16 protein-coding genes are annotated in these 24,711 nt (G+C 59.0%); 5 read left to right on the forward strand and 11 right to left on the reverse strand.

Going from position 1 to position 24,711, the window contains the following annotated elements; all coding sequences use genetic code 11:
• Nucleotides 1–73 precede the first annotated feature (73 nt).
• Together IE099_RS11095 and IE099_RS11100 are read right to left on the reverse strand one after the other, a co-directional pair.
• Nucleotides 74–325: a hypothetical protein gene (locus IE099_RS11095; protein WP_189570003.1), complete on the reverse strand. Its 252-nt coding sequence runs from the start codon at nt 323–325 to the stop codon at nt 74–76.
• Between the two features lie 143 nt (nt 326–468).
• The gene (locus tag IE099_RS11100; RefSeq protein WP_189570004.1) at nt 469–1,182 is read right to left on the reverse strand and encodes a YwaF family protein; all 714 of its coding nucleotides are present in this window, start codon (nt 1,180–1,182) and stop codon (nt 469–471) included.
• 90 nt (nt 1,183–1,272) lie between these two features.
• Here IE099_RS11100 and moaA point away from each other — a divergent pair, with 90 nt between their 5' ends.
• Nucleotides 1,273–2,265: a GTP 3',8-cyclase MoaA gene (moaA, locus tag IE099_RS11105; RefSeq protein WP_229809489.1), complete on the forward strand. Its 993-nt coding sequence runs from the start codon at nt 1,273–1,275 to the stop codon at nt 2,263–2,265.
• A 1,184-nt stretch (nt 2,266–3,449) separates the two neighbouring features.
• Here moaA and hpf read toward each other — a convergent pair.
• A complete protein-coding gene (gene hpf, locus IE099_RS11110; RefSeq protein WP_189570006.1) occupies nt 3,450–4,040 on the reverse strand; it encodes a ribosome hibernation-promoting factor, HPF/YfiA family in 591 nt (196 codons plus the stop codon).
• A gap of 242 nt (nt 4,041–4,282) precedes the next feature.
• On the opposite strand from hpf, the gene IE099_RS11115 reads away from it, so the two are divergent.
• Complete coding sequence (locus IE099_RS11115; protein WP_189570007.1) at nt 4,283–5,860, forward strand: hypothetical protein; 1,578 nt, start codon at nt 4,283–4,285, stop codon at nt 5,858–5,860.
• Nucleotides 5,861–6,056: 196 nt separating this feature from the next.
• Here IE099_RS11115 and IE099_RS11120 read toward each other — a convergent pair whose 3' ends face one another.
• The 3 genes from IE099_RS11120 to IE099_RS11130 all read right to left on the reverse strand — a co-directional run bounded on the left by IE099_RS11120 (nt 6,057) and on the right by IE099_RS11130 (nt 10,372).
• Entirely contained in the window at nt 6,057–7,907 is a 1,851-nt protein-coding gene (locus tag IE099_RS11120) for a hypothetical protein (protein ID WP_189570008.1), read from the reverse strand.
• Nucleotides 7,908–7,971: 64 nt separating this feature from the next.
• The gene (locus tag IE099_RS11125) at nt 7,972–8,985 is read right to left on the reverse strand and encodes an aldo/keto reductase (RefSeq protein WP_189570009.1); all 1,014 of its coding nucleotides are present in this window, start codon (nt 8,983–8,985) and stop codon (nt 7,972–7,974) included.
• A 604-nt stretch (nt 8,986–9,589) separates the two neighbouring features.
• A complete protein-coding gene (locus IE099_RS11130) occupies nt 9,590–10,372 on the reverse strand; it encodes a hypothetical protein (RefSeq protein WP_189570010.1) in 783 nt (260 codons plus the stop codon).
• Nucleotides 10,373–10,440: 68 nt separating this feature from the next.
• Here IE099_RS11130 and IE099_RS11135 point away from each other — a divergent pair, with 68 nt between their 5' ends.
• Nucleotides 10,441–11,091: a rhomboid family intramembrane serine protease gene (locus tag IE099_RS11135; protein ID WP_189570011.1), complete on the forward strand. Its 651-nt coding sequence runs from the start codon at nt 10,441–10,443 to the stop codon at nt 11,089–11,091.
• A 30-nt stretch (nt 11,092–11,121) separates the two neighbouring features.
• Here IE099_RS11135 and IE099_RS11140 read toward each other — a convergent pair whose 3' ends face one another.
• Nucleotides 11,122–12,555, reverse strand: a complete 1,434-nt coding sequence (locus tag IE099_RS11140) for an aminotransferase-like domain-containing protein (RefSeq protein ID WP_189570012.1) — start codon at nt 12,553–12,555, stop codon at nt 11,122–11,124.
• A gap of 141 nt (nt 12,556–12,696) precedes the next feature.
• On the opposite strand from IE099_RS11140, the gene IE099_RS11145 reads away from it, so the two are divergent.
• Complete coding sequence (locus IE099_RS11145) at nt 12,697–12,837, forward strand: hypothetical protein (RefSeq protein WP_189570013.1); 141 nt, start codon at nt 12,697–12,699, stop codon at nt 12,835–12,837.
• 127 nt (nt 12,838–12,964) lie between these two features.
• Nucleotides 12,965–13,642 carry a tRNA (N6-threonylcarbamoyladenosine(37)-N6)-methyltransferase TrmO gene (gene tsaA / locus IE099_RS11150; protein ID WP_189570014.1) on the forward strand — a complete coding sequence of 226 codons (678 nt, stop codon included), beginning with the start codon at nt 12,965–12,967 and terminating at the stop codon, nt 13,640–13,642.
• Here the strand turns inward: tsaA and IE099_RS11155 are convergent.
• From IE099_RS11155 to IE099_RS11170, 4 genes are all read right to left on the reverse strand, one after another.
• Nucleotides 13,639–14,322, reverse strand: a complete 684-nt coding sequence (locus tag IE099_RS11155; protein WP_189570015.1) for a hypothetical protein — start codon at nt 14,320–14,322, stop codon at nt 13,639–13,641. The genes tsaA and IE099_RS11155 overlap by 4 nt on opposite strands.
• Before the next feature lie 116 nt (nt 14,323–14,438).
• A complete protein-coding gene (locus tag IE099_RS11160) occupies nt 14,439–15,188 on the reverse strand; it encodes a PEP-CTERM sorting domain-containing protein (protein WP_189570016.1) in 750 nt (249 codons plus the stop codon).
• Entirely contained in the window at nt 15,188–23,515 is an 8,328-nt protein-coding gene (locus IE099_RS11165) for a putative Ig domain-containing protein (RefSeq protein ID WP_189570017.1), read from the reverse strand. The genes IE099_RS11160 and IE099_RS11165 overlap by 1 nt, the downstream gene beginning before the upstream one ends.
• Nucleotides 23,516–23,537: 22 nt before the next feature.
• Nucleotides 23,538–24,704: a hypothetical protein gene (locus IE099_RS11170; protein WP_189570018.1), complete on the reverse strand. Its 1,167-nt coding sequence runs from the start codon at nt 24,702–24,704 to the stop codon at nt 23,538–23,540.
• Nucleotides 24,705–24,711 lie beyond the last annotated feature (7 nt).

Consider the following 24,711-nt stretch of genomic DNA (forward strand, 5'->3'; position numbering starts at 1 on the left):
TGGTGGGGGTGAATTCGGGAACCCGCAAAGGCGAGTTCGAACACCGAGAGGGTCAGCTTTGGCAAAGCCTGACCTACCGACGCCGGTAGGTCGGTGTTTCGCCGAAACCGACCCCTGAGATCTCGTCCGTTGAGGGTGGGCTCATTCGCCTGCGATTGTTGGATTCGAGCGCGGGTTGGTGGGGGTGAATTCGGAAACCCGCAGAGGCGAGTTCGAACACCGAGAGGGTCAGCTTTGGCAAAGCCTGACCTACCGACTGACGCCGGTAGGTCGGTGTTTCGCCGAAACCGACCCCTGTGATTCCGTCCGTTGGGGATGGGCTCATTCGCCTGCGATTGTTGGATTCGAGCGCGGGTTGGTGGGGGTGAATTCGGGAACCCGCAGAGGCGAGTTCGAATACCGAGAGGGTCAGCTTTGGCAAAGCCTGACCTACCGACCGACCGGTTCATCGCCGTTGGCCCGCTGGGATTACTTTTTTGAGCTTGTCCTTAAAAAGGGCACCGACAGCAGCGCGAGCATCACGACGACAAGTCCCAGCACACTGAGCAGATACCACGGATGGGGGCCGAGGTGATCGTAGAGGGAGGGGTTCTCGGGCTTGTGCATCACGAAGGCATAGTTGGTGCCGAGTGCGCTATTGATGGCGAACACGGTCAGCAGATAGCCGCAGATGATACCGAAGATCTTGGCGGTGGTTCGGAGGAGGGGGCGGCGGGGTTTCCATCCCATCCCGAGCGGCAGCAAAAGCGCGGCGATGACGACGAAGAGATGGAGTTGAAAGAAGGAAAAATAGGTGGGGTGGGGAAAGTCGTAGTGCAGGTTGGGGGTAATGAGCCCTTGCAAAGTCCCTCCCAGCCCGAGGTAGTAGGTCAACTCGCAGAGCAGGGGCTTCCGCGTATAAAGAGCGGCTGCTGCCACAAGAGAGGTGAGGTCGCAGAGATGCAGGGGCAGCACATGGTTGAGGTCGGTGACCCGCCCGGAAAAGTAGTGGGAGGCCGAGGTGTGAAACACCGAGGTGAGATTGGCGAGAATGATGAGCCAGACCGCCCCGCGAGCGAGCTTCCCCTCGGAGGCGCGACGTTGGGCAATAATGGCTACCACGAGGACCACCAGACCAAAGAGGAGCGCCATCCCATGACTGGTGGATCCCAGAGTGAACTTTGAGGCGAGGAGAAAGGGCATGAATATGAGCCTGCTTAGGCAATGAATCAGAGTCACTTCCAAAAAATCGATTCCGCTTGCCCCTCGGGGAGAAAGCGGCACCTTTTTCGCGTGAACGACAAGCTTGGCCGCCCCCTGCGCGATCTCCGGATTTCGGTGACCGATCGCTGCAATTTTCGTTGTCGTTATTGCATGCCAATCGAGGTGTTTGGGCCGGGCTACAAGTTTCTCGACCGCGAGGAGATTTTGTCTTTCGAAGAGATTGTGCGGGTCACTCGCGCCGCGGTGGAGAGGGGCGCGTGCAAAGTTCGGCTCACAGGAGGTGAGCCTTTGCTGAGGCGCGGAATCGAGGATTTGGTCGGCCTGCTTGCGGCGGTGGATGGCGTGGAGGATCTCGCGTTGACTACCAATGGAGTGCTTTTGGCCCACCATGCCGAGGGGCTGAAGCTGGCAGGGCTCAATCGGGTCACGGTCAGTCTCGACGCTCTCGATAGTGAGGTTTTTGCCCAGATGAATGGGGTGGGGGCGAAGGTGGAGCGCGTGATGGCCGGCGTCGATGCGGCGTTGACCCATGGCCTGCCGGTGAAAGTTAATGCGGTGATTCAACGCGGGGTCAACGAGCAGGAGATTCTTCCTTTGATCCGTTGGGGGCGGGACTACGGCGTGACGGTGCGTTTCATCGAATACATGGATGTGGGCGAGACCAACGGCTGGAAGATGGACGAGGTGGTGTCCGCAAAAGAAATTGTGGAACTGGTGGCCAGCGAATTTGCGGTCGAACCGGTTCAAGCTGGCTATCGGGGGGAAGTGGCGGGACGCTGGCGCTTTGCCGATGGCAAGGGCGAGTTCGGAGTCATCGCTTCGGTGACCAAACCCTTCTGTGGTGATTGCACGCGAATGAGGCTTTCGGCGGAAGGACGGATTTTCACCTGTCTCTTCACTGGGGAGGGACGCGATTTGAAGAAGGCGCTTCGCGAGGGAGCGTCTCAGGCTGAGATCGAATCTCTTCTAACAGCCAGTTGGCAGAGTCGTACTGATCGCTATTCTGAAGAGCGTGGTAAAGTCGCGGTGAAGAAAGCCGAAATGAGTTACCTGGGCGGTTGAGCCAGCACTACGTGAGTTCTGTAGCCTTCTCGGAGTGCGGATAGCTTGCTTCCGCTTTGGTGGGGATAGGGAGAGTTGAGGGAGGAACCCGGGGCCGGGCAAAGCTTGCTTGCCCGCCCGTTTGCAGACGTCGATCGCGGGAGGGGAGATGGGGAAAAAGTCGAAGAGCTTTCGAAGCATCTCCTCGATTCGAACGAAGAGTATCTCGGAGGTTGATGGGCGGTTCGGTTGTCTCCTCTCCACGAGTCCGCAGATCCAAATAGCTCCGAGCAAGCAAGCTTTGCTCGTCACGGGAGCGTCTTTAGCGAGGAAGACATCAACCCCAGAGCGGAAGCTGCGCTGTCCGCGCTCCAAGAGATCCTCCCGCAAAACAGGACGCGTGATTTTGTCGCAGAGAGTTCTGTAGCCTTCTCGGAGTGCGGATAGCTTGCTTCCGCTTTGGTGGGATAGGGAGAGTTGAGGGAGGAACCCTGGGCCGGGCAAAGCTTGCTTGCCCGCCCGTTTGCTGACGTCGATTGCGGGAGGGGAGATGGGAAAAGGCGAAGAGCTTTCGACGCATCTCCTCGATTCGAACGAAGAGTATCTCGGAGGTTGAAGGGCGTTTCGGTTTTCTCCTCTCCACAAGTTCGAGGATCCATACAGCTCCAAGCAAGCTTTGCTCGTCACGGGAGCGTCTTTAGCGAGGAAGACATCAATCCCAAAGCGGAAGCTGCGCTGTCCGCGCTCCGAAAGATCCTCCCGCAAAACAAGACGCGTGATTTTGTCGCAGAGAGTTCTGTAGCCTTCTCGGAGTGCGGATAGCTTGCTTCCGCTTTGGTGGGGATAGGGAGAGTTGAGGGAGGAGCCCTGGGCCGGGCAAAGCTTGCTTGCCCGCCCGTTGGGTGACGTCGATTGCGAGAGGGGAGATGGGAAAAAGTCTAAGAGCTTTCGAAGCATCTCTTCGCCTCGAACAAGGAGTATCTTGGAGTTTGCTGGGCGATTTGTCGATCTCCTCTCCACGAGTTCGTAGGTCAAAGAAGCTCCGAGCAAGCAAGCTTTGCTCGTCGCGGGAGCGTCTTTAGCGAGGAAGACATCAACCCCAAAGCGGAAGCTGCGCTGTCCGCGCTCCAAAAGACTCATCTAACAAGACAAAACCCGAGACCTTGCGGCCTCGGGTTTTGGGGGTGGGGGAGTGCGTTGAATCTTTATTCAACCGGCAACTCGATCAGCGCATACTCACCGTCTTTGCGACGGTAGACGAGCTGGTTGATATTGCGGCGGGCGTTCTTGAAGAGAACGAAAGGTTTCTCGGAAAGCTCGAGCTCCATGATGGCTTCTTCCTTGAACAAGGTGCGCAAGCGGTAGCCCTCGCGGTGCACGATAAGGGGCTCGGGGTCGATGGTGGATTCCTCCGGGTGGTCCAGGACGGCATCGTTATACCACTTCTCCTCGAGGTGTTTGATGGTGTTCTCCGGCTTCGGACGGTGCTTCTTCAGAAGGCGGGTCTTGTGCTTGCGCATGCGACGGGCGATCTTGTCGATAGTGAGGTCGATGCTCTTATACATATCCTCGCTCTCACTCGAAGCCTCGATGACGATATGGTCGGCGCAAAAGAGAAGGATCTCCGCGATATGGCGGTTCTTCTGAACGTCGAGAATGGCCTTGGCCTCGATGATGCGGGGGTAGTCCAACGAAAGTCCGTCAATCTTGCTAGTGGCGTATTCCCGGAGGGAATCGGTAGATTCTTCGTGACGGACGGTTACAGTTACGGGTGCATCAGCGTTTGCAGTTTTCATGAATTACGTTCTACGGATTAAAAATCCACTCCGAACCTAGATCACGTTTCGGGGTTCCGCCAAGCATGAGTTTGGAAAAGTGCATTTTTCCTGATTTTCAGGGGCTTAGGGGAGGAAGTTTTTTGACTTGGAGGGGCTGTCAGGGGCCTTCCAAGGAGCGAAAGATTGGGAATTCACGATTTCGGACCCTCACCCCTCGATAGCCTTGCCCCAGCGCTGATTTGGGTCAGAGTAGAGGGGTAATGTCACGACGACGGAGAGAGCGGCGACAGGCAACTGCGCCAAAAAAAGCCAGTCCTTCCCGCAAGCCAACCAAAGCCTCAAAAAAGGCGGCGAATGGGTGGCTGGGCAAGGGAGTGTTGGTGGCTTTCGCGCTTCTCTTGCTGGCATTTTTAGGCGGATACTTGTGGGTGCAATCCTACCTGCGCAGTGATGAGTTTCGCCAGCAATTGGCTCAGCACATCGGCAGCGCGGTGAAGGGAAAGGCTACGGTGGGCGAGATTGAGTGGCAGGGCGCGGCCATGGAGGTCGAGGAATTGGGCCTGCTCAGTCGTCAAGCGGGAGACTGGGAGATTGCCGATGTCTCAACGAAGATCGACCTCGGGGGCATTTGGAATCGAACGTGGTTGATTCCGGAGATTCGAATGCGTGAAGCGACCAGTCGTTGGGACTTTCGCCAGGAGATTGCAAAGCCGGATGAACCGGTCGCCAAGCCCGCAGTGGCCAAGACGACCTCCGCAGGGAAAGGGAGTAGGCTACTGCCCAATCGCACCGAAGTCCACCAGGTGCGGGTGGATGACTACGCAGGAGAAGTTCTAACAGATGGCGGTTCTTACCGGTGGAAAGGGATGACTCTGGAATGCGAACCCCGGCAACAGCTCTCCACGCTGGTGACTCTAAGAGGTGGTCGATTGCTGACTCCGCACAAGGGCTTTGAAGAACTGGAACTGAAGTCGGCAGACCTCGCGATTCGCAAGGATGGTATCGAGATGACGCGGAGTGACTGGTCGGTGGATGGCATGGGGGAGTTAGGTCTAACAGCTGGCGTCGATGACGAGGGGAGAAAGCTCAAGGCTGAGTTTGAGGACTGGCAGTTTATCCAGATGTTGCCGCCTGAGTTGGCTCCTTTTTTTGCCGGCACCCTCAATGGAGAAATTCTCTGGATGCAAAACCTCGATTCGGAGCGCGATACGGTCTTTGGTGGGGTGGAGCTGAAGGATGGAGTGATTCAGGGAGTTCCGTTCATGAACCGTCTCGCGGCCTACGCCGGGAGCGCGCGTTTGCGCAAGCTGACTCTGGAAGAAGCCCGAGCCACTGTGCACAAAAGCGGCGACCGTTGGGAGGTGAAAGACCTCGTGCTTTTTGACAAAGGCCTTCTCCGGGTGGAAGGGCAGTTGACGACCGAGGGGGAGGCTCTCTCGGGGCGACTGCACCTTGGGGTTCCTCCGGGGCTGTTAGCCCACATCCCGGGAGCGGAGGAGAAGGTCTTTCTCCGTGAGAACCAGGGGCTGCTTTGGACTCCGGTGGAAATTTCCGGAACGCTCAAGCACCCGAAAGAAGATTTGAGCGAGCGCATGATTCGAGCGGCAGGGGAGCGGATGTTCGAGATGATTCCCGAGACTGGATTGTGGGCTCTTCGCTACGGAACCCAAGCCATGGATGAGAGCACCGCAGTCTTGTTAGAAAATCAGGGGCTCATTCTGGAAGAAGGAACCCGCGCAGTGGAAGAGGTCATTGAGCAAGGAAGTGGCGTGGTGGAAGAAGGAGTAAGAACCGGCTTCGGGATTCTCAACGGGATTCTTGGAGGGGAAGAGGAATAAAACTCTGCTTGCTGAACTTCAGGCTCTCTATCGTGTCCGCTCTCAAACGGTAGCCAATTCGTGGCTGTTAGAGTTCTTGATTCAGTATCAGTCAAAGATGGTGCGGATCAAAAAAGCGACCCCTCGGGAGGGGCCGCTTCTTGAAAAATTTGAACTAAATCGGTCTGTGGTGAGCGCCTAGTTTCTCAGCTGAAAACTACGCCGAAGGGGTGTCTTCCTCTGGAGGGGAAGTCTTAGGTTCTTCGGTTTGCTCGGCTGGGGCTGGTGTGGCCTCGGGCGCTTTTGCTTCAACCGGTTGTTCCGCTGTCTGAGCTTCCTCGCTTTGAGGGGCAGCTTCGGGCTTTGGTGCCTCTTGAGTCTCCTCCGCTTGGGGTGCCTTCTTCTCCTCTTTCGCCTTTTTGGGCGCTTCAGGTTTGGGCTTGTTCTTGGCGAGGTGAATGGTGCTGTCGGCCATCAGGAGGACGAAGCCTTGATTGAGAAGCCAGTGCAAATCGTGGTAGTAGCTGCGCTTGGTGTCGGCATCAGCATCCTCGGGCAAGAAGACCTTCCAGAAGTCTTCGAGATTCTTTCCGCTGTTTTCCTCGATCCAAGAAAGCATCTTCTTGGGACGCTCGGCGAGGGTCAGATCTTCGGGGACCGCGTGCGGGCGGGCGGGGCCAGCCTTCAGCTTTTTCTTCCACTTGAACACCGCGAGATGGCGACCAGATAGCTGGCGGCACAGGATGGGGGTCAGTTTGGAAGGGTAGCGGCGCTCGTCTGCCACTGTCGCCTTCAAGAGAGTCAGAAGGGCAGGGGAGAGGAGTTTGGCCGGAACGTTGCCGGGCACCCAAGCGCGGTCGACTTCGGCGAATATGTGCTTGAAGTGATGGTCGGCAAAGTGGCGTTCGACATCGCGGCGTGTTTCGAGCAACTCGACTTCGGCAGCGGGCTCGGCTTTCTCTGCTGCTGGCTCTTCGGCTGCTTCGGCAGGAGCTTCCTCGCTATTTGCTTCGGGCTCGGGAGTTGGCTCCCCAGTTTCAGCGGCTTCTTCGGCCACGGGTTCAGCGGGAGCATCCGTCGCAGTTTCTTCTGCGGGACTTTCGCTCGGGGTTTCATCGGCCGCGGGCTCGCTGACGCTTTCGGCGGGAGTTTCTTCTTTAGCAGCTTCGGCTTGTTCTGCTTTTTTCTCCTCGGCGGCAGCGGCTTTCCGTTTTTCGCGGAGTTCGAGAATCTCTGCGGTCGAGAGGGGACGGAAGCGGGTTTGCTTGGTCTGGCTTTCCAACCAGGCGGCAACGACTTCTTCGCCATTTTCCACCCGGATGCGACGCTTGTAGTCCTCGAGCGACATGTGGGAAAAGCGCTCGGCGTGAAGCTGGGCGATGGAGGCCTGATAGCTGTGATAGTTGGGCGGCGCGAGCCATTCGCCGGAGAGACCGCACTTGGCAACCGAGGTGAAGTTGCCCTTCGGCGGGTCGACTTCGGTTTCGATTTGCTCGTAGAGTTCGGAGAGGAGCTCGGCGTCCCAGAAGTGGCGCACGGCTTCGTCCTTGGTCAGCCACACGGAGCCATCGCTCTTGCAGCGGAAAAATTTGGTGCCTTTGGGCGCCTCGAAGGTCACGTTGAAACGCTCGCGAGCGCCCATTACAACGCGGGCCAGGTCAAAGACGGAGTAGGTCCGGCCACCGCCTTGGATTTCTTTGGAAAGATTGTCGAGTCCCTCTTCCACCGGCATGACACCACCGACAAAGCCCTCTGGAGCAGGGACTTCAACACGGGGTTCGCGATGCTGGTTGCGGCGGTCACCACCCCGGCGATCCGGTTGGCGGCGATCTCCCCGCTGGTCGTTGCGCTGATTGCGGCGGTCGTTGCTTTGGCGGCGATCGTTGCGACGATCTCCACCGCCACCGCCACCTCCTCCAGAGCGGCGGGGGCCACTGCCACGGCGGTCACGACCCTCGCGAGGACCGACCTCCTTGGAGTAGTCGCGGGCAGGGGTTTTGTCTTTTGCCCAAGCTGGGCCAAAATCCAAACCGGTCAAATCGAGGGGGCTTTTTTCCGCATCACTCATAAGGGAAGCATCTGGCTACCAGAAAACCGGGCTTTGACCAATCTTTCTCAACCGGAAATTCACGCTAGCCCATGGGATAGCGGATTTCGGTGCTGACTTCGTCAATTTTGGAAAGGACTTCGGGACTCAATTTCAGGCCCGCGGCGGCCAGGATGGGGTCCAGTTGATCGGCGTTGCTGGCTCCGATGATGGTGGAAGCGACGAAGTCGTGTTGCTTGCTCCATGCGGTGGCTAGAGTAACAGGCTCGATACCAGCCTCTTGGCCAATTGCCATGAAGCGGCGGGTGCTTTCCAGCGAGCGCTCGTTGACGAACCGGGCAGCCATGGCGGCTTGGCGAGGCCCGGCTTTCAGATAGGCGGAGAAGCGCGCGTTGTCCGGGGTGCCGTCGTTGTATTTGCCGGAGAGCACTCCACCGGCCAGGGGCGAGTAGGGGAGCAGGCTCACTTTCTCGCGACGACAGATTTCTGCCAGTTCGTCTTCGAAGCGTCGGTTGTTGAGCGAGAAGTTGTTCTGGATGGTGTCGTAGCGCGCAAAGCCGTGCACGTCGCTTTTCCAAAGCCCTTTCATGAGGCCATACGAGTCCTCGTTGCTGATGCCGATGACGCGCACTTTTCCCTCGCGGACGAAGTTGTCCAGCTCCTCCAAGGTGTCCTCCGCGCGCATTCCGTGGTCGGGCCAGTGGACCTGATAGAGGTCGATGTAGTCGGTTCCCAGACGACGCAGCGAGCCCTCCAGCGCCTTGCGCAAATGCACGCGGTCCAGCGCGGCCTTGTCATTGCGGATGGGGGGATTGAACCAGCCGTGGGCCGCTCCCGCGATCTTGGTGGCGATGATGATGCCTTCGCGGGGCTTGTCCTTCATCCACTCGCCCACCCATTGTTCTGTTAGACCGGCCAGTTTGGCGGTGGGAGGGACGGGGTAGACCTCGGCGGTGTCGAAGAAATCGATTCCGGCATCGACGGCCTTGTCCATGATTTTGAAGCTCTCGTCCTTATCGGCCTGGGTGCCGAAGGTCATGGTGCCGAGACAGATTTCGCTCACCACTACTCCACTTTCTCCGAGTCGTCGTTTTTCCATAGGGAAAGACTAAAGGGGCGCAGGGAGATTTTGCAATCTACAAGGCGGGAGAGGGGGCGGAGTTTTCGGAACGGAGGAATAAAGAAAGCCCCGGTAGGTCATGCTTTGCCAAAGCTGACCCTTTGAGTGCTCGGGCTTGCCTTTGCGGGTTGTCGAACGCTTGTTCGGGGCGAACCGGTGTTGGGAGCCTGGAATCGGATGTGAAAGAGCCCACCCTTGAACGGACGAGATCACAGGGGTCGGTTTTGGCGAAACCCGACCTACCGTGTTCACCGTTCCGGTCGGTAGGTCATGCTTTGCCAAAGCTGACCCTCTTGATGTGGGAACTTGCCTTTGCGGGTATTCGAATGGTGGTGGGGGAACCGGTGTCAGGGGCTTGGAATCGGATGTGAAAGAGCCCACCCTGAACGGTCGAGATCACAGGGGTCGGTTTCGGCGAAACCCGACCTACCGGGTTCGCCGTTTCGTTCGGTAGGTCATGCTTTGCCAAAGCTGACCCTTTGGGTATTCGGGTTTGCCTTTGCGGGTATTCGAATGGTGGTGGGGGAGCCGGCGTCCGGAGCCTGGAATCGGGGGTGAAAGAGCCCACCCTGAACGGACGGGATCACAGGGGTCGGTTTCGGCGAAACCCGACCTGCCGGGGTTGGTTCACCCGGCATTTGGTAACCACCTCTTGCCAAGTGAAATCCTCCTTCAGCATTCTTTCCAGCCAAGGGTCGGAGGCGGGAAGTTGGGTGGCTCTAGCGATGGCTTGGGGGGAGGTGATGCGGGTGAAAAGGACGCGCTTGCAATCCGCGCGTGGCACCGACTTTTCGCCGAAGCCGCCCGGCTGGTTGCTGGACCAGAAGCGCACTGTCAATTGGTCGTGGCCGAGGTAGACCACGTGATGGCCGCGCTCTTTGCCGCCGATTTCGTTCGTCCACCAGATTTTGAGAAAGTCGCCCGGACGCGCGCTTTCCCAGGAGGTGAAATTGACTCCGCAGCCCAGGTCCGCAACCAGCTTGGCGCATCCTGGGCCATTCGCATTCCAGCGTCCGAAGATGCCATGCCCATCCTTCTGATCGGGAGCGACTACCAATGTCTTGGCCAAGGCGGGCGATGGGCGGTGGCTCTCTTGGAGGGCTTTGAGAAAGACCAGATAGGTGGCCCCCGAGCAAAAACTAGGTCGTGCCGCTGTGGGGGAAAAAGACAGGCCGCCATCGGTCGCCGTGCAGGCGAGGGTCAGCTTGTTTTTGGTGGCATCGCTTCCCGAGTAGCCTCCGCCGGTGGGCATGTCGTTGATAGCTGTTAGAGTGAGGGTGTTAAAGTCGTGTGCGGGACCGGTCTGGGACGGGGCGGAGCAAGCGAGCAAAAGAATGGGGAAGAGGGGAAGGAGCGCTTTCATCATCGGGCTGTCCCACCTTGGCACAAAATTAGAGCGCGACAATTCCCGAGCTGGCGTATTCTCTCGCCGAGATGGAGCCAAGACGAGGACGTGTCGCAGAGGTCGAGATCGTAGGACGGGGATCAACGGGGTCGCCGGGCCGACGCTATTCCCGCCAAGTCTCCCGCCCGGGCTGCGGGCTGCTGCTGGGGATCGTGTTCATCGCGTGGGGAGTGGAGATTGCGGATGTAATCTTGCGCAATATTGGTCTTCCCTTGGACTCGCTGGGAATTCATCCCCGCCGGCTCTTTGGACTCATTGGGGTCTTTTTCTCTCCTTGGCTGCATGGGGACTGGGGGCATCTCATCAACAATACGGTGGCGTTCCTGGGGTTGGGATTCGTGATGCTGATGGCGGAGGGAAAGCGCTTTCTGCACACCACCTTTTTACTGGTGCTCATCAGCGGCTTGGGGACTTGGTTGATTGGACGCGGGGGCAGTGTGCATATTGGGGCCAGCGGCTTGATCTATGGCTACTTCGGCTACCTCATCCTGCGCGCGTGGACCGAGCGTCAGCCGCTCTGGATTGCGGTCGGCGTCATCGTGGCACTCTTCTATGGGGGAATGGTATGGGGAGTCTTGCCCACGGACCAAGGCGTCTCCTGGGAGGCCCATCTTTGCGGATTCCTGGGTGGTCTTTGGCTCGGTCGCAACCACGGCCTTTTATCCCAAGCCAGACGGTAAGAAAGAAAGCGGGCGTGCCCGCAAACTGCTTCACTGCACCTGCTCGCGCAGAAGTTCGCCCAGCCTCACGATGGCTTTTGGAATCCGTTCATCGGAAGCAAAGCCACAGTTCAGCCGGAGGAAGTTGCGCAGGCCTTCCGAGGCCGTGAAGATGGTCCCCGGGGCCACGCTGATGTCCTCGTTCAGCGCATCTTTCGCCAGCTGTTCACAGTCATATTGGAGCGGCAGCTGCACCCAGAGGATAAAGCTCCCCGTCGGGGCATTGACACGGGTTCCTTCCGGGAAAGCAGCGAAGACCGCCTCCCTCATTTTCATCGCCTGGTCCTGATAGAGTTGCCGCACTTTCCGCAAGTGTCGATCGAATCCGCCGTCGGCGAGAAAGCTCGCCACCACGATTTCGGAGAGCGTTGAACTGGCGCTGAACGACACGCTTTTGACCGCCTTCAGCTCCTCATAATATCGCTTGCTCACCAGCCAACCTACCCGCAGGCCCGGGGACAGGCTTTTCGATACTCCGCCGCAATGGATCACCCGTCCGTCCTTGTCGTGGGCGAGCAGGGAAGTGGGGCGTTTGCCCTCGTAGACCAAGTCGCCATAGAGGTCGTCTTCGATGATGGCGAACTCCCTTTGCGCCGCCAGAGTGGCCAACCGTTCGCGGTCCGCCCGTCCCATCACCGCGCCGGTGGGATTGTGGAAGTTCGGCTGCACCACGCAGGCCTTAATCTCGTGTTTGGAGGTGACCTCGTCCAGAAAGTCCATGTTCATGCCTTGGATCGGACAGACCGGCACCTCCACGACCTTGAGCTTGAGCGACTCGATGATGCGCAAAATCCCGAAAAAAGTGGGCATCTCCACCGCCACCAGATCACCGGGTTCGGTCACGGCGGAAAGAGCAACCACCACTGCCTCGGTCACGCCCGTGGTGGTGATTACTTCGTCCTCCGTGACATTGGCGCCCGAGCTCAGGAGTCGATGCGCGACCTGATGCCGCAGGTCCGCGCGACCGGGGCAGATGGTGTAGCGAAAGATTTTGGCCCCATGCTTGCGCAGGGCGGCGTTGGTCAAGCGGGCGAGGGTCTTTTCCGGATAGACCTCGTCGCTGGGGATGGCGCAACCCAGCGGAATGATTTCGGGATCGTTGATCGCGGTCATCACTTCTTCGTAGAAGTCCGGTCGCTCCACCCGTGCCGCGCGCTTGCGGCCCTGCTGCATGGAAGGAAGGCGTTCTTCCACCCGAATCCGCGGGCACACGAAGAACCCGGAACGCGGGCGGGCCTCGATCAGACCCCGGTTCTCCAGCACTTCGTAGGCGCTCTGAACAGTGGTCAGACTCACCCCGCGGTCGGTGGCAAGCTTGCGCAAGGAAGGCATCCGATCACAAAGACGCAGCGTCTTTTTCTCGATGAGCTTCTGCAGGTCATCGGCCAACTGGCGATAGGTCGCTTTCTCCGGTTCCGTTTTCATAAGGTCACTATAGTCCCGAAAGGGTGGGGTGGACAGATACAGATAAGGCCAGATCGAACCATAACAGATTCAACTGTCATGGTGAAATTTCAATTCTTCTGCATCTGTGCAAGCGGGAAAAGACGCGCCATAGTTTATCCGATGAAAGCAACAAAATCCCATTCCCCGTTTCAAACCTTCGCCAACGCGCTGAAGACCTTTGCCAAAGCCTACTTCCGCACCCCCTTCGGCTGCGCCCTCTACGCCGAATACTATGCCCGGGAGCGTGGTTCAACTTGTTAGCGGAAGAGGGTCGTCCGTCCAACTTCCGGCGGTGTGAAACTGTGGAGAAAGGTCTGCCTTCTTGTCTTCGAAAGAGGGACGAGTTTTCTTCCCTTGGAGTTGGTTGCGGGGTCGTTAGACTGCGAGCATGTCCGACGGTTCCGTTATCGCCATGCAGCCGATTGCCTACCTCCGCTCGCCTTGGGTAGAGAAGTTCGGGGTACCCCGGCAGCCGGGATTGATTCGCGAGGCTTGGGGAGAAGTGGAGTTTGTGGAGGAGTTTGCAAAGCCGGAGGCTCGCGAGGGCTTGGAAGGGTTTTCCCATCTTTGGGTCACCTTCTTGTTCGACCGCGTGCCGCCTGACGAGACTCGTCTTCGGGTGAGGCCTCCTCGCTTAGGAGGGAACGATAAGATTGGGGTCTTCGCCACCCGGTCACCCTTTCGACCCAATCGCATAGGTCTCTCCGTGTGCGAGATCGAATCGGTCTTTCCGACTCTTCGCTTGCGTGGCGTCGATATCGTGGATGGGACGCCTATCTTGGATATCAGGCCCTACGTTTCCTACGTGGACGCGGTGCCGGATGCGGTGGCGGGCTTTGCTCCCGATCCGCCCTTGCGGGTTCCTGTTTCGATCAACCCGATGGTCGCTGAAACCTGGAATGCGATGGATGAGGAGGAGCAACGCCTCATCGAAGGAATGATTTCCCTCCGCCCGGGCCCAGCCTACCAAACGGGTTCGACGCGAGTCTATCGAGCTCGCATCGGGAGCCGTGAGGTGGCGTGGGCAATGGGGGATGAAGGGGCGGAAGTGAGAGAGCTCACTTAGACTTGGAAGTGCCAAGCCGAGGAGGACTTGATGTCCTTCCACTTGGGCTGACGGCCGAGCGCATCCTGGAATGCCTTGACCCGCTTCATGCCTGCTGTGCGTAAAAAGTTCTGGGTGTCGACTTCGATGATCTCGAGGCCCATGTAGTAAAGATTTTTCAGGCTTCTCACCGCTTCGCAACCGAAGGCGGCACCCAAGTGGGCGCGCAGAAGGCCAGCCTCGTGATGTCCCAAAAAGAGGAAGGCCGGAGTGCGACCGACCGCCGACTTGGTGGTGATGAGATTGCGGATGGCCGCGGTATCCCACTCGATCCCGAGTTCCAGCTCGGAGGAAACCTCTTCCTCTCCGATGGGGTCGTTGTCGTGCCAGCGGGGGGAAAGGTTATTCTCCAAGGGTGGGAGATCGTCCTGGGGTTGAACGCGGACTTTTTCGCCATCAATGGCAAGAAGGTGCTCGGCGTCCTCTTCCTGAACCTTGAGGCCCAGATAGTAGGTGTCGGTGAAATTGTTGGGAATGGCGCCTTCGAAGTTGTCTCCGAGGTAGCGGCGCAACGCGCCTGCCTCACAGTGACCTAACAACAGACGGCTGGGGTGATGGCCTTCCATTTGGGCCTTCTGGATCAAATTACGAACTGGTGCGGGTTCCCAATCGATGGGGCAGTTCTCGATGATGTATTTCATTTGGGGTGATGTCTTTGGACAAACGGCCCCTAGCAGCTGGCAGGCCAGCGTTAGAAATCAACGGAAATTGAAAGTGAAATTTGGAGGTTTCTAGCAGTTCTCAGAAGTGTAACTTATTAACTGAGAGAGGTTTTTCTTTTTCTTCTTAAAATGCCTAAAAAACAGCCCAAACCGGCGAGGAGGGCCGAAGATGGCTCGGGGATAGCGCCGATGGCAAAGGAAAGGGAGTCCCCAATCGGGATGGCGTTGGACCCTGAGATTTCGAGCGTGAGAGCGGTCATCCCAGTGTTGGGAAGCTGGAACCAGGCAAGGCCCGAGTCGTTGCTCGTTCCACTGGAGACGGTGAGGGTGTTCGTTCCGGCGTTCCAATTGAGAGGCGTGTCGTAGGGCGAGAATCCCGCATCCCAGCTCCGCTCTTGGAGGAAAAGCAGAGGGGTTGGCAAGGGCGAGGCCGTGGCGTCAATGGGGAGAATCCGAATCGTGGTGTCGGTAAGGGGGGAAAGATTGCCGATGGCAAGATGCGCGTTGTTGAGGTGGGTAGAAGAGATCGTCAGCGTGTAACTGAACCCCGAAGCAGAAGGAACTGCGAGGAAGTCGTAACTGGGGAGGGTGCTGTCGGCGAGGCTGCTATCGATGAACTCCGAGGGGCTGTTCCAATAGCTGCCGTTGTAGGGGTGGGCGAGAGGGTGGGCGGAGGAGAGCTCGCCCTCGGTCGCAGTCAGGCTGTAGGTGCCGACGACCGTGTTGGCATCGTCGAAGAGTTCGCCGCCGGTCATGCTCCACCAGTCAATGACGGTCGCAGCCGGACCCTGAGCTACTAGAGAGATAGTAGCCAGCAAAGCAGAAAGAATGACGGACGCGCGCATTAGGGTTGTTGGTATTCGGGAAGAGGAATGCTGTTCAGGCGATAGAGACCGGATTCGGATTCTGCCGGAGCGAGAAGCTGTAAGATGATTTGCTGGGTCCCCACGTCGTCATCATGGTCTCCCTCGGGATCGACAAGAGGTTGATACTGCCAGGCGGGCACCTCGTCCCAATTGATCATGTCGGGAGAGAACTCTGGGACAATAGTCACAAACTCCGAGGCGTCCGGGTGGCGTAAGAATTCCAGCAAATAGACATTCCAGAACGGATCCACTTCGTCCAACTTGGAGAATTCCACCGGCGTAAAGTCAGCCACGAGTGGATCGCGCAGGAAGATGAATTCATGCAGGTTGTTGGCGTCGTCGCCGTCGGGGTTTCCGAACATGCCGTAGTCCCCGGGGTCGGTGAGACCCGAGAGATTGTTCGCCGCCCACTCGGAAAACGGGCTAACCTGATCGACGCGGATGGTCAGGGTCGCCGAGGTGGTTTCGCCCGGAGTCTTGGCCGTGAGGGGAATGGTATAGATGCCCGACGGAACTCCGGAGAGTGTCCACTGGAAAGTGCCTTCGCCGCTTCCTGCCGTGGCGGTGAAGTTCGCGAGACCCGGCAGCCCGCTCGTGACAGCGCTGAGGGTCACGGGAGTGCCATCGGGATCCGAGGCGCGCAGGGTGAGGCTGTGGCTCGAATTGCTGAGCCAAAGGTAAACTGGCAAGGTTTCGAAAGTGGGCGGCCCCAAAGGAGTCTCGCTCACGGTGACGAGGAAGGTGGCGGAGCTTTGGCTGTTAGGGCTTCCATTGTCGGTGACCACCACTTCGGGTTGATAGCTCTGGCCGCTGTCACTGGCTTCAGGAACCCAGGAGATAAGACCAGTGGCTGCGTCGATGCTCATCCCGGCGGGGGCACCGGCTCCGAGGGAGTAGGTGAGGGTCTGCAGGGGGAAGTCTGGGTCGGTGGCCTTCACCGCGACCCCGGCGGATTCGCCCACGCTGACTTGCAAGGGAGTAATGTCCTCGATTTGGGGAGCTTCATTGAGGCCGGCAACACTCACGCGCAGGGCGATGCTGGAGGTCGCGCTCGGGGTGGCTGCGTCGGTGGCGGTGAGGTTGACATTCACCACCCGGCCCGCGTCGGAAGAGCTGGTCAACCAAGTGATGAGGCCGCTCTGGGGATTGATGGACATCCCCGCCGGTTGGCCGCTGAGGGCGAAGCGCAGCAAGTTGTCCGGCCCGTCGGGGTCAGTGGCCTGAGCCTGATAGCGGAAGGCGGAACCTTCGACCACGGTTTGGTCGCTAATCGGGGTGACGATGGGGGCGGCATTGGCGAGGGTCGCTACGGTGCTGGCTTCTGCAGCAGCAGTTTTGCTTTCCACGTTTCCAGCCAAGTCGGTGGCGATGCTATAGAAGCGGTAGCTGACTCCGTCGCTGCCCTCGAAGATGGCGGAGGTGCGCTTGGTGTCATTGAGCCAGAGCTCCCACGGTCCGTCATTCGCCGAGGCAAACAAGTCGTAGGAGGCAATCCCCGAGCTGGTGTCCTGGCCACTCCAGGTGACCGGAAAGGCGAGGGGAGAACTGGCTGCGAGACTGGCCACGGAGCTGGTGGGTAGGTCGAGGTCACTGTCCGGCTTGGGCTGGAAAGTGATTTTGTAGGTGTAAGGAGTTCCCGAGGTGTTGCAGTCGAGCAGGTGGAGAATGTTCTCGCGACGCGGGCGCTTGCCCAACCCTTCGAAGGTGCGGTCGGTCAGCCAGACATTGGTTCCGGCCAAAAGGTCGAGTCCGTCTTCGCAACGCTCGGCCGCGGTCAGGAAGTAATCCCCTTCGCCGGGATCGAGAATGCGCAGGTAGGACCAGCCCGAGGTGGACAGCTCCGCTCCAATGGTGGCCTCGAACCCACCCCCAGGCAGGGGATTGGAGGTGATGTAGGTGACCTGCTGATAGAGATTGACGTCCTCGCTGCCACCGTCCGAGAAGTGAATGGTGTCGGGGAAATCGTTGAAATCTTCGATGTCGTTGGTCAGGAAGTCGGGGAGGCCGTCGTCCTTGTCGCCAAGGGCTTGCACGAGGTGATTCATCTCGAAGATTTCCACTTCCTTCAGCAAAGACAGACGGGGGTCGTTGAAGCTGTCGAGGTGCTCGAAGGACGCTTTGTAATCAATGAAAAGACCCTGTAGGCTGGAGGTCAGGGACCAAATCGCGATTTCGCTGGCCCCTGGTGCGACTTCTCCAAAGTTGGCGCTGAGGTCCGGGGTCTGATTCTGTCCCGCGACCTGGGTGGAGATCACTTCGAAGTCGATGAGGGCGCCTTTGTCGTTCTCCACGATTTCCGGCTGGGCGGAAGTGATGGAAAGATTTCGTGCGGAACCCGCGCCCCGGTTTTCGACTAACACGGCGAGCTTGTAGGGGATGCTGGGCTCGACCTCGGGAGTGAAAGGGTCATCCGAAAAGACGTCGCGCTGGTGGAAATACTTGAGGTGGAGTTGGGCATCGGGGCGGACAGTGATCTGGACGTTGTCGACCGGGATGGTGAACTCGACCCCATCCTGCAGATAGCGGATTTGCCCTCCAACAGTGTAGGTGGTTTCGGCCGTGGGAGCTGCGGTATCGCGGGGGATGAGGCTCCACTGCACCGAGCCGGATTGATTGGGGCCGATGGAACCCGAGCCGCCGATGTCACCCAATCCCGTGAGCCGATCCACCCGGATATTGAAGTGCTCGTCGGCGGGAGTGCCTGCGAGGTCGCGAATGTCGAGGTCGAAGGCGATCCCGGTTAGCGATTTGCTCTCCTGCTTATTCGCGAGTTCCAGATTAGCGCGGAAGGCACTGCGGGTCATCACCGCACTTTGCGAAAGCGAGATTTTCACTTTGGCACACACCCCATTGTTATTGAAAAGCTCCTGGTAGTTCTCGAAGAGCACTTGGGCATCCGACTTGATGAAGTCGTTCATGGGATAAATGTCAACGATGGGGTCAGGGATGTTGACGTCTTCAACCTTAGCTCCTTTGCCTGATTTTTTCCCGCTGAGCCCAGAGGCCTTTCCGCCGCAGCCCACGCTGTATTTGGGAAGTTCCAAAGAACCGCCCACCACTTTCTCGTCGCCATCGGCATTCTTGAGGGTGAATTTGAGAGTCGCTTCGGGTTCCAAGCTACCGCAGGCCGTTAGCTTGAATCCGCCATTGCTACAGCCGCTGGCGGTCACACTGGCAGTGCCGTTGATGCCGAGCTTTCCAACGGCTTCTCCCGAGTAGTCAATGAGGTCACCGCCCGGGCCTTTCAATTTGGCGGAAGCTTCACCCTTGATATCGACTCCGGCAAAGCCTTCCAGCTTGAGCGAACCGGTGGCGCACACGACCCCTTCGTTGAGGCAGAAGGGCTTGTCGAAATCAACTTTGACCGAGCCCGTGATGGTGGTTTTGGCTCCCGCGAGAGCCTCGATGGATGCGGAGACTTCGGTCCACTCGGGCGAGTTGATGGTGGGCTCGCCGCTGCCCGAGAGACCGGCCACGAGGTCCACCGTCACGGTGGCGGAACCGGTGCCTTTTCCTTTCAAGCCATACTCCCCGTCTTCGCAGCACACGCAGAGTCGGCCTCCGCCACTGAGGTTGACCTTTACGGAGTCGACTTTGATGTAGGAGGGCAGGACTTTGCCGAGTTGGGAGGCGATGAGGCTGGCGAGCGCTCCCACTTCCGCCTTCTTGCTGCCGTTGACGCAGAGCTGACTGAAGAAGGGGCAGTCACAGGTGGTCGGGGTGGCGAAGGTGACGGTCTGGGCGACGGGGACGGTTCTCCGGTAGGGTTCGTCCACTGCGGTGCCAAAGCCCCGGCTGGGCTTGGGATCGCCATCGAGATCGGGATGGGTATTGGTGACACTGTGGCCATTCAGCACGGGGCAGTTTCCCTGCACATTGCTGGCGGGGATGGGTATGTTCTTCTCCACGTCGTTCTCTGCGCAGAAATATCCGTAGTTGTAGTTCCCGTTGAGAGCACAGGGAACTTCCGCCGAGCTCTTGAGCTCCTTGCTGTTTTTACTCTTAATTCCATTGGACTTGTTCCCCAAAGTGACGATTTCGCCGTTGCTGTCGAAGACCCCGATGCGGGTGACGACCACGGGGACGACGAGTTTGGATTTGGCGGGAAGAACGCCGACCTCGCTGATGAGTGGTTCGATTTTATAGAAGGGGTGTTCGTCCCAGCTGAAAGCCCCCGAGGAGGTGCCGATGAGCCCATGGTTCTCGAGCGTGATGTTGATGACTCGGGTTTGACCGAGAGCGTCCAGCCCCTCCAGTTCGAGCTTGGCCGGGGAGGCTGTAACTACCGGAGCGGGCACGTTGACCTCGAACTCGGTCTCGACCGTGATCTCGTAGCGGTCCTCGATTTCGACCTCTTGCACCGTCCAGGTGTAGGTCACCAGATTGCGGGAGATGAAGATTTGCGCCGGAGTGGTGGTGCCAGCATTGACGAGGAGGTTACGTCGTTCGAGGCTATGGTTGGGGCTTGAGACCTCGACCTGATAGAAGGCTTCGGGTAGGCCCGCGAAGACAACCGAGCCGCTTTCGGGGGTGGTGGCGCGGGCGATTTCTTCGGCCGTGATGGGGTCGCGGATGATGACGAGGGCATCGGCTACTTTGGGAGCGTCCTCGGTATAGAAGAAATATTCGTCCACGACCTCGACTTCCAAGTCGCCGGTCAGATCGCTCACCACCCGGAAGGCGAAGGGGATTTGGCGGTCATCGCCTTGGGTGGGGCGCAGCACGAGATTGCCGGTCGTTTGGGTGAGGGCCTGGGTGCTACTGGGTTGCAGGAGGAGGGAGACGCGGGTGCTCTCGCCTGGTTGCAAAGAGGGAATCGCCTGTGAGGAAAGACGACTGATCCAGCTGAAAGACGGCAGGATGACGTCGATGGGGCCGGTCTCGGAGCCGCCGGTATTTTCCACCAGGAAGGAAGTCAGTTTCTGGGAGCCGCGTAGAACAGAGCAGGTGAGGGACTCGGGATTGACGGTGAGCTCGGGATAGAGGCGCAGCACTTCGATCTCGACTGGGATGGTGACCGAGACCCCTTGCTCGCTAGTGGCCTGAATGTTGATGATGCCGCCACCGGCAAAATCAGGAGCGGCCCCGATCTCGAAAGTCAGGTCGAAGCTTTGCCCGCCGGGCAGGGTGGTGTCGGGGAGGGTGACATTGAGGGTGAGCCCGTCGGGAAGGTCGATGGCCTCCAGAGTGATGTCGGTGAGGGCGAAGGAGGTGGGGTTGGAGAGCTTTCCAAAGAAGTTGGTGGAAGAGCCTTCGTTGAGAAGAATGGAGGTGTTTGCAAAGTCGTTCTCAAACGTGAGAATGGAAAAAGTGTCTTGGGTAGGTGCCTGCGAGACCCCGGGATGAACGGCGCCCACCTGGTAGTCTCCGCCTTCCCCGGGAAGGGGAATGAAGGTGGTGGCGAAGTTGCCGACCGCGTTGGTGATGGCGGAAATGATGCGCTCCGTTTCTTGGGTGCGGACATGGATGTTCACGGGGACAAAGGCCGCGGGCTGGGAATTCGGTCGGCTGGCGGAACCAGTCAGTTGAATGGGTGTGCCCACTGGAAAGGCGTCCAGAGTGGCCGCCACGGTGGCGGTGTAGGCCGGGCTGATAACAACCGGGAGGTCGTAAATCACGAGGTTGTTGTCCTCCGAGATTTCGTTGACTGCTCCGCTGCTGTCGGTCACCGCGAGGAGATGGAAGGTTCCGGTCTCTGTGGGGGCTCGCAGGGTGAGAGTGCGGTCAAAGTAAGCTCCTTCCGCGAGAATGCCGGGAGAGGGGCTTTCGCGCAGCAGGGTGTCCTCGGGATCTAACAAGGTGTCCTTTGAGAGGTAGAACGACTGGGTGAAGGAGACCGGGGTGTCGGCGCGCCCTTGGTTTTCGACCTGATAGGAAATCTGGAAGTTCTCGTTGGAACGCAACTCGACTTCGGAATTGAGGTTGTTGATGACGAGGTCGGGGAGAGTCTGGTCGACGACCAGAATGGGGAGCTGCGCCAGCGAGTGGTCCGTAGCTGTAGCGGTGATAGTCACCGGAATGGAATCGAGCGCTTCTTCATCGATGGGCGACTGCAGGTTGGCAATTGTCGAGGGGAGGTTGGCTGGAATCGAAACCAGGGTATCGACGGTGAGCTCGCTCGCGTCGGAGGAAGTCAGCGTGACCTCGAGCGGCACGGTTTGGTCGCCGCCCAAGCGGGTGACGGTGAGGAGGTCGCTTTCGCCTTCGAGGAGATAGGACTTGTCGAAGGCGAGTCGGAGAGCCGGGCCTTCGTCATCGGTGACGGTCAATTGCAGGGGATTCGATTGCGCGGCTACTTGACCCGAACTCAGGATGAGGGAGGCGCGCACCTCGGCGGTCTGGGTGCCGTCGATCTCCGAATCATCGACCGTCGCCACGGGAATGGTGACACGGTTTTGCCCGGCGGCGAAGGTGGCTTCGGCAGGCAGGGTGAGGGCGGTGATGTCGCTGTTAGAAAGCGCCACCTTGAGCTGGTCGGTCCCGATGTCACGCGTCAGCACCAAGTTGAAGGCTCCTTCGCCCGCGCCTTCGGAAGCTGCGGTTTGGGTGCTGGTGAGGGCGAGCACGGGGATGTCATTGTCCAGCAAGGTTCCGCTGGTCCGCCGGGGAGTCGCGCGGGGCGCAGAGGCTTCGATTTGGAAGGAAAGGGGAGCCTCGATGCGCTTGTCTTCGATGCCTTTGATGAGAAAGGAGGCGGAAGTGCTGCCCGCCGGAATGGTGACCGGGGGACCGGCATCGACCTCGTTGGGACGGGTGCTGGACAGGGTCACGATCAGATCGTCGGGAAGAGAGCTCTGCAAGGTGACGGTGCCCGCGAGGTCTTCATTTTCGATCAAAGTCGAAGCTGCCAGACTGATCCCCAACACTGGGGTGCGGCGTTCGCGGGTGACGACTGCCGGAGCGGAGGGCGCGCTGACCCCCGCCCGGTTGGAGGCCGTGGCGGTGAAGGTGGATTCGCCCAGAGGCAAATCGGCGGTGAAGGTGAGAGTGGAGCCATTGGCGGGGCGCCCGGAACCGAGCAGTGATCCATTCTGATAGAGTTTGACCAAGGTGCCATCCGCGGCCTGAACCCGGACGGTCTGGGTGAGGTTCTCCGTGGTGTTGGTTCCGGTGGGAGAGGTGATCACCGGCGGCATGGGGAGGTCCAGCGCCACGGTGACGTTGTAAGTTTGCTCAGTAAAGTTGGCCCCGTTGTAGAGGCGGGCGGTGAGCTCGTAGTTGCCATCGGGAACCTGCGAAATCGGCCAGGTGGCAGCCAGGCCGTTGGCGGTGCGGGTGTCTTGACCCAGCACCGTGAAGTCAGCGGCGCCCGCTCGGCGATAGGCGAATTCGGCCGACCCGATGCGCGAAAAGTTGTCTGCCGAAACCGCCAGCGCCACGTCGCTGCGGAAGGTTTCTCCGCCGGAGAGCTCGACCCCATTGGCGGTGAAAGAGTTGATCGCGGGGGGGAGAAAAATGTTTTCCACCAAACAGATATTGTCCAAAGCCACAAAGCGCGCGGTGGTGGCAGTGTTGCCAGAGGAGGTGTAGCGAAAGGCGACCCGAACATTGGATCCATCGACCCCCGAGATGGTGAGACCGGGGATGCTGTGCCAAGTGTTCTTGGACAGGCTGGTGAGGTTGGAGGGGGTGATGTCGGTCCAGCTCACTGCATTGGGATCGCCGCTGCTGTAGCTGTTGCCAACCAAGACCGTGAGCCCGTTGTCGACATCGCTTTGGCGGTGAAAGTAATCGAAGTTGAGAGTGAGATTTTCCCCAGCAGGCACACTGGTGGGGGAGCCGATGAGCCAGCTCTCGGTGGACCCGGTGCCGTCTCTGCCGTCGATGCGCACCGCGTTCTGGGAGGCCACCACATCTAGTCTCCAGTCCGCACCTGTTAGAGAGTTGGCTGCAAAGGGGGCCAAGTCGCTTTCGAAGGTTCCTTCGCAACGGTCGATGACGACCGACGGGCTGGCAAAGTGCGTGGCCATTCCCGTGGTGACATTGGGGCCCGATCCATTGATGTGCACCGTGGTCGGTGGGGAGGAGGCGTAGACATTGCGTCCCCGTTCGCTTTCCTCGAAGCCCAGGCGATAGACCGATGGCGTGGGATTGCTGGCGACAATATCGTGCCCCACCGAGGTGTACGCGAAGGCCAGGTTCTCGGCAAAGAGAAGAGGCTTGTCACTGGCGTCGTTCTTGTCGGTGCCCACGCTGTCTTCGTAGGCATCGCTGAAACCGTCGCTGTCGGAGTCCAGTGCGAGGGCGTTCGTCAAGAACAGCACTGGGGCAAGCAGCGAGAAAAGGATCGGGCGGTAGGTTTTCATGAGTCCGGATCGGCTCAAAGGATCAACGCGTCCAAGCATCCACCCGGGTGGAGGTGCCTGCTGGAATCTGCACAGTCACCGAGCCGCTGGTCGTTCCGCCAGCGGTGTTGTCGATGGTGGTGTCGTAGGTCGCCTTTTCCCCTTGTTCGGGAGTGACGGTTACGCGGAGAGGAACCACGGTTCCAAAGTCGGAGACTGAAAGGGTGACCGTTTGTTCCGAGGGCGCGCCTACGGGCAGCAGGACAAAGACGGGGTCGGTGACTTCCGGGGCAATGGTCCGTCCCGCGGCCTCGGTGATTCGGATGGAGGGCTGCTCGGGGGGGAAGACCACCAAGTTGTTCCCGAAAGTGATGTAGGAGTTGCTGTTGCTGGCGGCGAGGCTGAATTGGCTGGGATTGAGTGAGTCGATTCGCGCCCGACCATAGCCGGCATAGCTCGTGTTTCCTCCGGACAGGTTGAAAAGAGCAGTCCCGCTGACATCGGGGGCCACCAATCTCACCGCGCCACCGCTACCCGAACCCGTTCCTGAATTGCTCGCGCCGCCAATGGCATAGAACAGGGGAACTTGGTAATAGCTATTCCAATTGCAAGTGATCTTGGTGGTGGAAGCGATACAGATGGCACCTGCTCCTCCCGCGCCGCCAAAACCATTGGTCGAACCTCCTCCGCCTGAACCGCCAATCAGTGGGATGAGAAGAGGATTGCCATAGATTTCGCCATTGGTGGTCAAAGTTTGAGCTACCGTCCCTCGGGAGGCGTAGCTTCCGCTTCCACGATAGACCGAACCGCTCCCTTCCGTGCCTCCTTTTCCTCCGCCGGGGCCGAGCCCGTCGCCGGGGTTCTCACCGCCCGTTCCGCCCGCAAAGCCTCCGCCTGGTGCGCCCAAGCCAGCTTGGGGCCGGTTCATGTTGCTGGGCGCCGAGACATGAATCCTCCCTCCCAGATTGACATCGCCTTCCGCCAGAATGTAGATGGGCGTATTGGCCCGATTGGCGATGAAGTAGAGGTTGGAGCGAGCTCCCAGGGTAACGGTTCCAAAATTAAAGATACCGTCTTCCGGCACCTGCAGGGTTCGACTCGAGTCCGTGCCCAAGCTCAAGTCCCCGTCGGAGCCATCCGAGCCCGAGGTGAATTCTTGAGAAAAGGCGAAAGAAGAAAGACCGACTAAAAGAGCGGCAGCTAGTTTCATATGTTTG

The sequence above is a fragment of the Roseibacillus persicicus genome, assembly GCF_014651675.1.
In the GTDB taxonomy this organism is placed as follows: domain Bacteria; phylum Verrucomicrobiota; class Verrucomicrobiia; order Verrucomicrobiales; family Akkermansiaceae; genus Roseibacillus; species Roseibacillus persicicus.

Bases quoted from the DNA above. Each gene is read 5' to 3' on its own strand.
- IE099_RS11140 (WP_189570012.1), bottom strand. From the start codon at position 12,555: ATGAAAACGGAACCGGAGAAAGCGACCTATCGCCAGTTGGCCGATGAC.
- IE099_RS11130 (WP_189570010.1), bottom strand. From the start codon at position 10,372: ATGATGAAAGCGCTCCTTCCCCTCTTCCCCATTCTTTTGCTCGCTTGC.
- IE099_RS11125 (WP_189570009.1), bottom strand. From the start codon at position 8,985: ATGGAAAAACGACGACTCGGAGAAAGTGGAGTAGTGGTGAGCGAAATC.
- IE099_RS11170 (WP_189570018.1), bottom strand. From the start codon at position 24,704: ATGAAACTAGCTGCCGCTCTTTTAGTCGGTCTTTCTTCTTTCGCCTTT.
- IE099_RS11100 (WP_189570004.1), bottom strand. From the start codon at position 1,182: ATGCCCTTTCTCCTCGCCTCAAAGTTCACTCTGGGATCCACCAGTCAT.
- IE099_RS11145 (WP_189570013.1), top strand. From the start codon at position 12,697: ATGAAAGCAACAAAATCCCATTCCCCGTTTCAAACCTTCGCCAACGCG.
- IE099_RS11120 (WP_189570008.1), bottom strand. From the start codon at position 7,907: ATGAGTGATGCGGAAAAAAGCCCCCTCGATTTGACCGGTTTGGATTTT.
- hpf (WP_189570006.1), bottom strand. From the start codon at position 4,040: ATGAAAACTGCAAACGCTGATGCACCCGTAACTGTAACCGTCCGTCAC.
- IE099_RS11155 (WP_189570015.1), bottom strand. From the start codon at position 14,322: ATGAAATACATCATCGAGAACTGCCCCATCGATTGGGAACCCGCACCA.
- IE099_RS11115 (WP_189570007.1), top strand. From the start codon at position 4,283: ATGTCACGACGACGGAGAGAGCGGCGACAGGCAACTGCGCCAAAAAAA.
- IE099_RS11160 (WP_189570016.1), bottom strand. From the start codon at position 15,188: ATGCGCGCGTCCGTCATTCTTTCTGCTTTGCTGGCTACTATCTCTCTA.
- IE099_RS11135 (WP_189570011.1), top strand. From the start codon at position 10,441: ATGGAGCCAAGACGAGGACGTGTCGCAGAGGTCGAGATCGTAGGACGG.
- tsaA (WP_189570014.1), top strand. From the start codon at position 12,965: ATGTCCGACGGTTCCGTTATCGCCATGCAGCCGATTGCCTACCTCCGC.
- IE099_RS11165 (WP_189570017.1), bottom strand. From the start codon at position 23,515: ATGAAAACCTACCGCCCGATCCTTTTCTCGCTGCTTGCCCCAGTGCTG.
- IE099_RS11095 (WP_189570003.1), bottom strand. From the start codon at position 325: ATGAGCCCATCCCCAACGGACGGAATCACAGGGGTCGGTTTCGGCGAA.